Source organism: Streptomyces sp. NPDC001717, from assembly GCF_042892775.1.
In the GTDB taxonomy this organism is placed as follows: Bacteria; Actinomycetota; Actinomycetes; order Streptomycetales; family Streptomycetaceae; genus Streptomyces.
The window spans coordinates 103,102-110,771 of record NZ_JBIAUK010000020.1; the positions used below are offsets into that span (position 1 = coordinate 103,102).

7 protein-coding genes are annotated in these 7,670 nt (G+C 71.1%); 3 read left to right on the plus strand and 4 right to left on the minus strand.

Features of this window, described 5'->3' with window-relative positions; all coding sequences use genetic code 11:
* Positions 1-263: 263 nt before the first annotated feature.
* Genes ACFYZL_RS27245 through ACFYZL_RS27255 form a run of 3 tightly spaced genes read right to left on the minus strand, consistent with a single transcriptional unit; the run spans position 264 to position 3,390 of the window.
* Positions 264-1,469, minus strand: a complete 1,206-nt coding sequence (locus ACFYZL_RS27245) for an ABC transporter permease (RefSeq protein ID WP_384755658.1) — start codon at positions 1,467-1,469, stop codon at positions 264-266.
* A complete protein-coding gene (locus ACFYZL_RS27250) occupies positions 1,466-2,230 on the minus strand; it encodes an ABC transporter ATP-binding protein (protein ID WP_384755661.1) in 765 nt (254 codons plus the stop codon). The genes ACFYZL_RS27245 and ACFYZL_RS27250 overlap by 4 nt, the downstream gene beginning before the upstream one ends.
* Positions 2,227-3,390, minus strand: a complete 1,164-nt coding sequence (locus ACFYZL_RS27255; protein WP_384755664.1) for a peptidoglycan-binding protein — start codon at positions 3,388-3,390, stop codon at positions 2,227-2,229. Before ACFYZL_RS27255 ends, ACFYZL_RS27250 begins: the two co-directional genes overlap by 4 nt.
* 350 nt (positions 3,391-3,740) lie before the next feature.
* On the opposite strand from ACFYZL_RS27255, the gene ACFYZL_RS27260 reads away from it, so the two are divergent.
* From ACFYZL_RS27260 to ACFYZL_RS27270, 3 genes are all read left to right on the plus strand, one after another.
* Entirely contained in the window at positions 3,741-4,394 is a 654-nt protein-coding gene (locus ACFYZL_RS27260) for a response regulator transcription factor (protein WP_384755667.1), read from the plus strand.
* A 7-nt stretch (positions 4,395-4,401) separates the two neighbouring features.
* Positions 4,402-5,643: a sensor histidine kinase gene (locus ACFYZL_RS27265; RefSeq protein ID WP_384755670.1), complete on the plus strand. Its 1,242-nt coding sequence runs from the start codon at positions 4,402-4,404 to the stop codon at positions 5,641-5,643.
* A 91-nt stretch (positions 5,644-5,734) separates the two neighbouring features.
* Positions 5,735-7,018, plus strand: a complete 1,284-nt coding sequence (locus tag ACFYZL_RS27270; protein WP_384755672.1) for a sensor histidine kinase — start codon at positions 5,735-5,737, stop codon at positions 7,016-7,018.
* Positions 7,019-7,103: 85 nt separating this feature from the next.
* Here the strand turns inward: ACFYZL_RS27270 and ACFYZL_RS27275 are convergent, their stop codons facing one another.
* Positions 7,104-7,631 (minus strand): hypothetical protein, encoded by a 528-nt coding sequence (locus tag ACFYZL_RS27275; RefSeq protein WP_384755674.1) that lies wholly within the window; start codon positions 7,629-7,631, stop codon positions 7,104-7,106.
* Positions 7,632-7,670: the final 39 nt, after the last annotated feature.

Genomic DNA, 7,670 nt, shown 5'->3' on the forward strand with positions numbered 1-7,670 from the left:
CCCGTGCTCTCATGCTTCCCCCATGACGAACAACCCGGAACATCTCTGCCGGAACGCGCATTCGAATGTCGGGGGAGAAATTAACATTTACCCGTTGAACGTCGTAACCCCTGCCCGAGCGACCCCGCCCACCCCTACTCCTAGGGGTATGACTGCCCTGGTGTGAAGGGTCCGTGAATTCCACCGCGGAGTCGGAATAAACAGACGGAAGGGCCGGCCGGGTCGCCGATCGGCGGCCCGGCCGGCCCTTCCCGGCGGGTTCCCTATGCGGTGCGCAGGGCTTCGGTGGGCTGCATTCGGGCCGCGCGCAGTGCCGGGAGCAGTCCGGCGACCGCCCCGATCGCGACGGCCGCGCCGAGTCCGCCTCCCCAGGCGAGTACCGGAACGACGGTCTCCCAGCCCTTGACGTTGGCGTAGACGGCGGTGGCGACGGTGCCCAACGCCACTCCGACCACTCCACCGAGTGCGGCGAGCAGGATCGCCTCGCACAGGAACTGCAGACGGATGTTCCCCTTGGTCGCCCCGAGTGCCCGTCGCAGGCCGATCTCGGAGCGGCGTTCGAGGACGGAGATGACCATGGTGTTGGCCACGCCGATGCCACCCACGAGCAGGGCCACCGCCCCGAGGCCCAGGAAGAGGCCGTTGAGCGCGGACTGCGTCGCCGCCCTGGCCTCCAGAGCGGCCGAGGGCTGGCTGACGCTGACCTGGTCGGAGCTCGCCGGGTTGGCCGTCGCGGCCAGCAGGGACTGGACCTCGGCGACGTGGTCGGTGTCGGCCCGTACGTAGACCATGGACGGGTGGCCGTCGAAGTTCAGGTACTTCTGCGCGGCCGGGAAGCCGACCAGCACCGAGGAGTTGATCTCGGGTGCCAGGGTCGCGGGGTTGAGGATCCCCGTGACGTAGAACCACTGCCCGCCGACCCAGATCCGCGTGCCCGGATGGATGGTGTCTATGCCGAGGCGGCCGGCGGCCGCCGAACCCAGCACGGCGACCGGCTGCTCGGCCGTGGCCGCGTTCAGGTACTTGCCCTTGGCGACGGAGGTGCGCACCGCCTCGGGCAGGTCCAGGCTCGTCGCGTTCACGGAGATGCCGTTGGTGTTGATGCCCGGGATGTAGGGGTTGCGGAAGGCGTTGGCATCGGTCTTGCCGGTGCTCTGGACCGTTTCGACGTTCTTGATCCGGCCTATCATCGCCGGTGCGTCGACGGGCAGTTTGGCGGTCCCGCCACCGAGGACCCGGCCCGGGGTGACGGTGAGCAGGTTGGTGCCCAGCTTGTCGATCTCGGCCAGCAGTCCGGCCTGCGAGGAGGCCGAGAGCCCCATCACGGCCACCATGGCGGCGACGCCGATGGCGATGCCCAGGGCCGACAGCGCGGCCCGCATCCGCCTCGTCCGCAGCCCGACACTGGCGGTTCGGGCCAGATCGCCCGGACGCATCCGGCCGGGAGGGGCAGCCGTCGTGGTGGTCATGGCAGGTGCCTTTCCATGGTCGTGGGCTCGCCGTCCGAACTGACGTCGGCGACGATGTGACCGTCGAGGACCTCGATGCGGCGCGGCATCTGCGCGGCGAGCTCGCGGTCGTGGGTGATCACCACGATGGTGGTGCCTTCGGCGTTGAGCTCCTTCAACAGCTTGAAGATGGCGGCCCCGTTGACGCTGTCGAGGTTGCCGGTCGGCTCGTCGGCCAGCACGATCGCCGGGTTGCCGGCCAGCGCCCGGGCGATCGCGACCCGCTGGCGTTCGCCTCCGGACAGTTCCGGCGGGCGGTGATCGGCCCGGTGGGCGAGCCCGACCCGGCGCAGCGCCGCGGCCGCCGCCTTCAGCCGCTCGCCGTGCCTGGCGCCCGAGTAGAGCATTCCGTCGGCGACGTTCTCCAGGGCGGTGGCGTGCTGGGCCAGGAAGAACTGCTGGAACACGAACCCGATCCGGGTCGCCCGCAGTCCCGCCAGGTCGCGGTCCGACATCGCGGCGACGTCGTCACCGACGATCCGGACCGTTCCCGAAGTGGGGCGGTCGAGGCTGCCCATGACCTGCAGCAGCGTCGACTTCCCCGAGCCCGACGGGCCGACGATGGCGACCAGTTCGCCGCGGTGGATGGTGAAGCCGGCCTTGTCCAGCGCCACCACCGGCGACGCGCCGGGATACACCTTGGACACCTCGTGCAACTGGAGGACCGGCTCGCCGGTCTCCTTCGTTCCGCCCACGCGCGCTTCCGTCTCCACACTGGTCATGAGCCCGGCACCACCACGTTCTGACCGGCGCGCAGACCCTCGCCGGTGACCTGCACGGTGCCGGCACTGTCGTCGAACAGTCCCGTGGTCACCGGGACCAGGGTGTGCTTGCCGTCCTCGCCGACGACCTCGACCGCGTACCCGCCGCCGGCGCGCGCCAGCAGCGAGTCCACCGGCACCGAGAGCACGTCGTTCACGGTCTCGGACACGATCGCGACCTGTACCGGCGCCTGGTCGAGTTCGCCGGTCGCCTTCGCGTCCAGCGGTTCGATGAGGACCTCGACGGTCATGCTCTGGTCCGTCTTGGTCGCCACCTTGCCGACCGCCGAGACCACCCCTTCGGTGCTCTTGCCGTTCGGCAGGGTGATCAGCACCTTGTCGCCCGCCTTCACGGAGGCCTGCTGGCTCGCGTTGAGCGCGACGGCGACCTGACGCTTGGTCGAGGAACCCCTCAGCAACACCCCGCCGTTCCCCGCGGCGCCACCGACCATCCCTTCGACCTTGGTGACCCTGAGCGCGTCCACCGGCAGGAACACCGCTTCCGCGGTCGTCAGCTGCCCGGTCTCCTTGAGGCCGACGGCGTCCTGGAGTTCCAGGAGGGCCCGGCGTGTCGCCCGGCTGAAGTAGTCCGACGTGGGGTCGAGTTCGTCCTTGCCGGCGTAACCGAGGGCGACGAGCGCGGCGTTCAGCTGCTGGACGTCCGCGCCCTCCATACCGCGGGACAGGTCCCGGTACAGCGGAACGGATCCCTTGAGCAGGACCACCGGCTTGCCGCTCACCCAGTACAGGGCCTTGCCCTGCTCGACCGCCTCGCCGACGGCGGGCAGCTTCGTGACCGTACCGCTCGCGTTGTTGATCACAGGATGGTCGCCCACGTACCCGAGTGTCCCGTTCTGCTGCGTCCGCGCGGAGAGCGTGCCCTGGGTCACCTTCGCGAGGGAGGTCGCGGAAGCGGCACTGGCGATGGCGGTGTCGTCCTTCGTCCTGGCGTCGAACGTGTCGGTGGCGGCGATCCCCGCCGCACCGCCGGCGGCGACCAGGGCCACCACGATCGCGGCCGCCCTGACGCGGCGGCGCGGCCGACGGGGGCGCGCCTCCTGATCGGTCGGCGGACCCCCGACGGCGTCCGCGTTCTCCGAAGGGATCTGTGTGGCAGTCACGAACCGCTCCCGGGGCGCTCGACGAGACCGTTGCGTCCGAATTCCGCCGGCTCGAGGCCGATTTCCGCCGGCAGGGCGACCCTGGCGCTGCACCGGCGCGTCCGCCGTTTCCCGGCCCCATTCCGATCGGCCGCACTGTTGGCGATGACAGCCATTCGACTCTCCATTACTCGCTGGATTCCCGGCAGGCTCCTTTCTACGGGGGCGGCGGTTTCGGCAGCGTTTCGTGCCTCCGGCCGGTCCGGAAGGCCTGCTTCCGGACGAAACCGTGCGGAAACTGCTGGTAGAACATCCTGGAAGCTCGCTCCTGGATGAGCGTGTCCGATGTGCCGGCGGAGAGAGGGCGACAAGTGCGGGTGCTCGTGGTGGAGGACGACGAGGAAATGGCCCAGACGGTGGCCGTCGGTCTGCGCCGCGCGCAGATGGCCGTCGACGTGGCACTGGACGGACCCGGTGGTCTCGAACGCGCGATGTGCAACGACTACGACGTCATCGTGCTCGACCGGGACCTGCCCGGCATGCACGGTGACGCCGTGTGCTCGGAGCTGATCGCGGCCGGGAACCGGAGCCGGGTCCTGATGCTGACCGCCGCCGCGACCGCGGAGGACCTCGTCGACGGACTCAGTCTGGGCGCCGACGACTACCTTCCCAAACCGTTCGACTTCCCCGTGCTGATCGCCCGGATCGGCGCTTTGGCGCGCCGGGCGCATCCCGCGGTGCCGCCCGTCCTCCGGCACGGGGACCTCGTCGTGGACACCGCCCGGCGCAACGCCCGCCGGGGGGAACGGTTACTGGAGCTCGCGCCCAAGGAGTTCGGTGTGCTGGAGGTGCTGCTGGCCTCCAAGGGCCGCGCCGTTCCGGCCGAGGAACTCCTGGAGCGGGTCTGGGACGATGCCGCGGACCCCTTCACCAGCGCCGTGAAGATCACGATCAGCCGGCTGCGGGCCAAGCTCGGGAACCCCCCGGTCATCGAGACCGTCGCCAAGCGCGGCTACCGGATCTGAGGAGCCCATGCCTGCCATCGCCCGTCTCGCGGGGCGCGGGGCCCGCCGGCGCCTCCCCCGCCGCACCGTGCGCCTGCGGATGACCCTGCTGTACGGGGGGCTCTTCGTCCTGTCCGGAGCCGCCCTGCTGGGCGTCACCTACGTCCTGGTGCTCCGGGCCATCGGCGGGCGGCCGCCCGAACTGTCGATCAACGAAGCGGGCACCGATCCCGGCGCCGTCCCCGCGCAGCCGCCCCAGAGCAGACAGAGCGCCCTGAAGACGCTCGCGGAGCAGGCCCAGGACGCCATGGCCGGTCAGATCTCCGACACCATGCACCAGTTGCTCGTCCAGTCCGGGATCGCGCTGGCCCTCATGCTGGTGGTCTCCATCGTGCTGGGCTGGATCGTCGCCGGACGCATGCTGCGCCCGCTGCGGACGATCACCGCCACGGCGCAGGAGATCTCGGCGACCAGCCTGCACCAGCGGCTGGCCCTCGAAGGGCCCCCGGACGAACTCAAGGAGCTCGGCGACACCTTCGACGGCCTGTTGAGCCGACTGGAGACCTCCTTCGAGGCCCACCGCCAGTTCGTCGCCAACGCCTCCCACGAACTGCGTACGCCGCTGGCCCGACAGCGGGCCCTCGGACAGGTCGCCCTGTCCGACCCCGAGGCGACCGTCGAGTCCCTGCGCCAGGCCCACGAGCGCATCCTCGCCGCGGGCGCCCAGCAGGAACGACTCATCGGCTCCCTCCTCACGCTGGCCCGCAGCCAGGGGGGCATCGACGTCCGGGAGCCGTTCGACCTGGCCCGGCTGACGGCCGAGGTCGTCGAGTCGCGGAAGGGCGAGGCACACCGCCGGGCGGTGACGTTCCGTACGTCCATCACCCCGGCGGTGGCCGCGGGCCACCGCACCCTCGCCGAGGGCCTCGTCGCGAACCTGGTCGACAACGCGCTGCGGTACAACGTGCTCTACGGCCACGTCGAGGTGGCGACCCGGACCGTGGACGGCCGCGCGGCGCTCATCGTCGGCAACACCGGTCCCCTGGTCCCGCCGAGCGCGATCGAGCAGCTCTTCCAGCCGTTCCAGCAGTTGGGCGTCACCCGGGCGGCACGGACCGAAGGCCTCGGGCTCGGCCTGTCCATCGTCCAGGCCATCGCCCACGCCCACGACGCCGACCTCACCACCCGGGCGAGGTCGGGCGGCGGGCTGACCATCATCGTGACGTTCCCGGCGATACCCAGGCGAGCATCCCTTCCGGGTCCTGCCTGACCCGCGCCCACTGGACGATCCCGGACGGACTTGTCAGGGTGTTGCCCCTGACAAGTGATCGCCGAGGACACGTGGGGCACGGGTGCTTGTGGTGCAGGACGACGAGAAGCCGGTCCGGACGGCCCGCCCGACCCGCCGCACGGTCCGGGCGAGGCTGACACTGCTGTACGGAAGCCTGTTCCTGATCTCCAGCACCGCCCTGCTGGCGATCACCTACGTGCTCGTGCGGCACAACCTCGGTGCGGATCCCCCGATGGGCTTCCGCACCGACTTCCTCTCCTCGCCACCCGGTGGTGACGCTCCCCTGCCGCCCGGAACCCCTCCGTGGCCCGCCGACGGGCAGCACGAACGGGTGGTCGCCATCGACCTGCTCTCGGAGCAGGCCCGCGCGGCCCTCGCCCGTCAGCGGTCCGACGTCATGCACCAGCTGCTCGTCAACTCGGGGATCGCCCTGGCCCTCATGCTGGTGGTGTCGATAGTGCTGGGCTGGATCGTCGCGGGCCGCATCCTGCGCCCGCTGCGGACGATCACCGCCATGGCGCGGGACATCTCGGCGACCAGCCTGCACCGGCGGCTGGCCCTCGACGGGCCCGGCGACGAGCTCAGGGAGCTCGGCGACACCTTCGACGGGCTGCTGGCCAGGCTGGAGGACTCCTTCCAGGCGCAGCGCCGGTTCGTCGCCAACGCCTCCCACGAACTGCGTACGCCGCTGGCCCGACAGCGGGCCCTCGGACAGGTCGCCCTGTCCGACCCCGAGGCGACCGTCGAGTCCCTGCGCCAGGCCCATGAACGCGTCCTCGCCGCGGGCGCCCAGCAGGAACGCCTGATCGAGGCGCTCCTGACGCTGGCCCGCAGCCACGCGGGCATCGAGGTCCGCCGGCCCTTCGATCTGACGGGGATCGTCCAGGAGGTCGTCGAGGCACGGGCCGACGAGGCGGACCTGCGGACCGTGACGGTCCACACGTCGTTCGCGGCGGCCGCGACCGTGGGGCACCGACCGCTCGCCGAACGCCTCGTCGTCAATCTCGTGGACAACGCGCTGCGGCACAACACCCCGCACGGTGAGGTGCGGGTCACCACCGGGACCGTGGACGGTCGCGCCGTCCTCACCGTCACCAACACCGGTCCCCCCGTGCCTCCGGACGCCGTCGGCCGGCTCTTCCAGCCGTTCCAGCGGCTCGGCGCCACCCGGGCCGCACGGACCGAAGGCCTCGGGCTCGGCCTGTCCATCGTCCAGGCCATCGCCCACGCCCACGACGCCGACCTCACCACCTCCACGAGGCCCGGGGGCGGCCTGAGCGTCACCGTCGCCTTCCCCGCCGCGAGCGACCCCGCACCGCCCGCCCGGCGCCGGACACCCCTGTCGGTGCACTGACCGCGGGGCGCACCACGACGAACGCCGTACCGCTCCCGTCGTCGACGGGAGCGGTACGGCGCGTCATTCCGGGTGGGCGGGCCGTCTACTGCGGCGCCGGGCCGGGTCCCCCGGACTGGAACTGCTTGGGGCCGCCGGCGATCTTCTCCAGGATCGGCTGGCACGTCTTGTCGGCCGCCTTGAAGACCGGGCCCTGCGGGTCGACTCCCAGCGTTTCGCCGTTGACGTCGAGCCCGCCCTCCGCGTTGGGGTCGGGAAACTTCGGGACCCCGTTCTCCCTCATGCACTTGGAGTACGCCAGGGAGGCCTCCGCCACCCCGGCGGGCGGGGCGGCGTTGGCGGCGGGCAGCAGTTCCTTGCACTTCTTGTCCGCGGCCTGGGACTGCGACGACTTCATGTCGACGGAGCCGTCGATGTTGAGCAGGCCCTGGGAATTGGGATCGGGGAAGTTCGCGACTCCGTTCTCGCGCATGCACTTGGCGTACGCGAGGGTGCTCTTCTTGTCGCCCGAAGCCGCCCCCTTCGAGGCGCTCGGAGCGGACGCGCCGGCCTTGTCGCCGCCGGATTCGCTGCACGCGACCGCGAACAGCATGATGGCCGTCACCCCGGCCATGGAGGCCACCAGCTTCCGGGCCCGTCGCGACCGACCGGT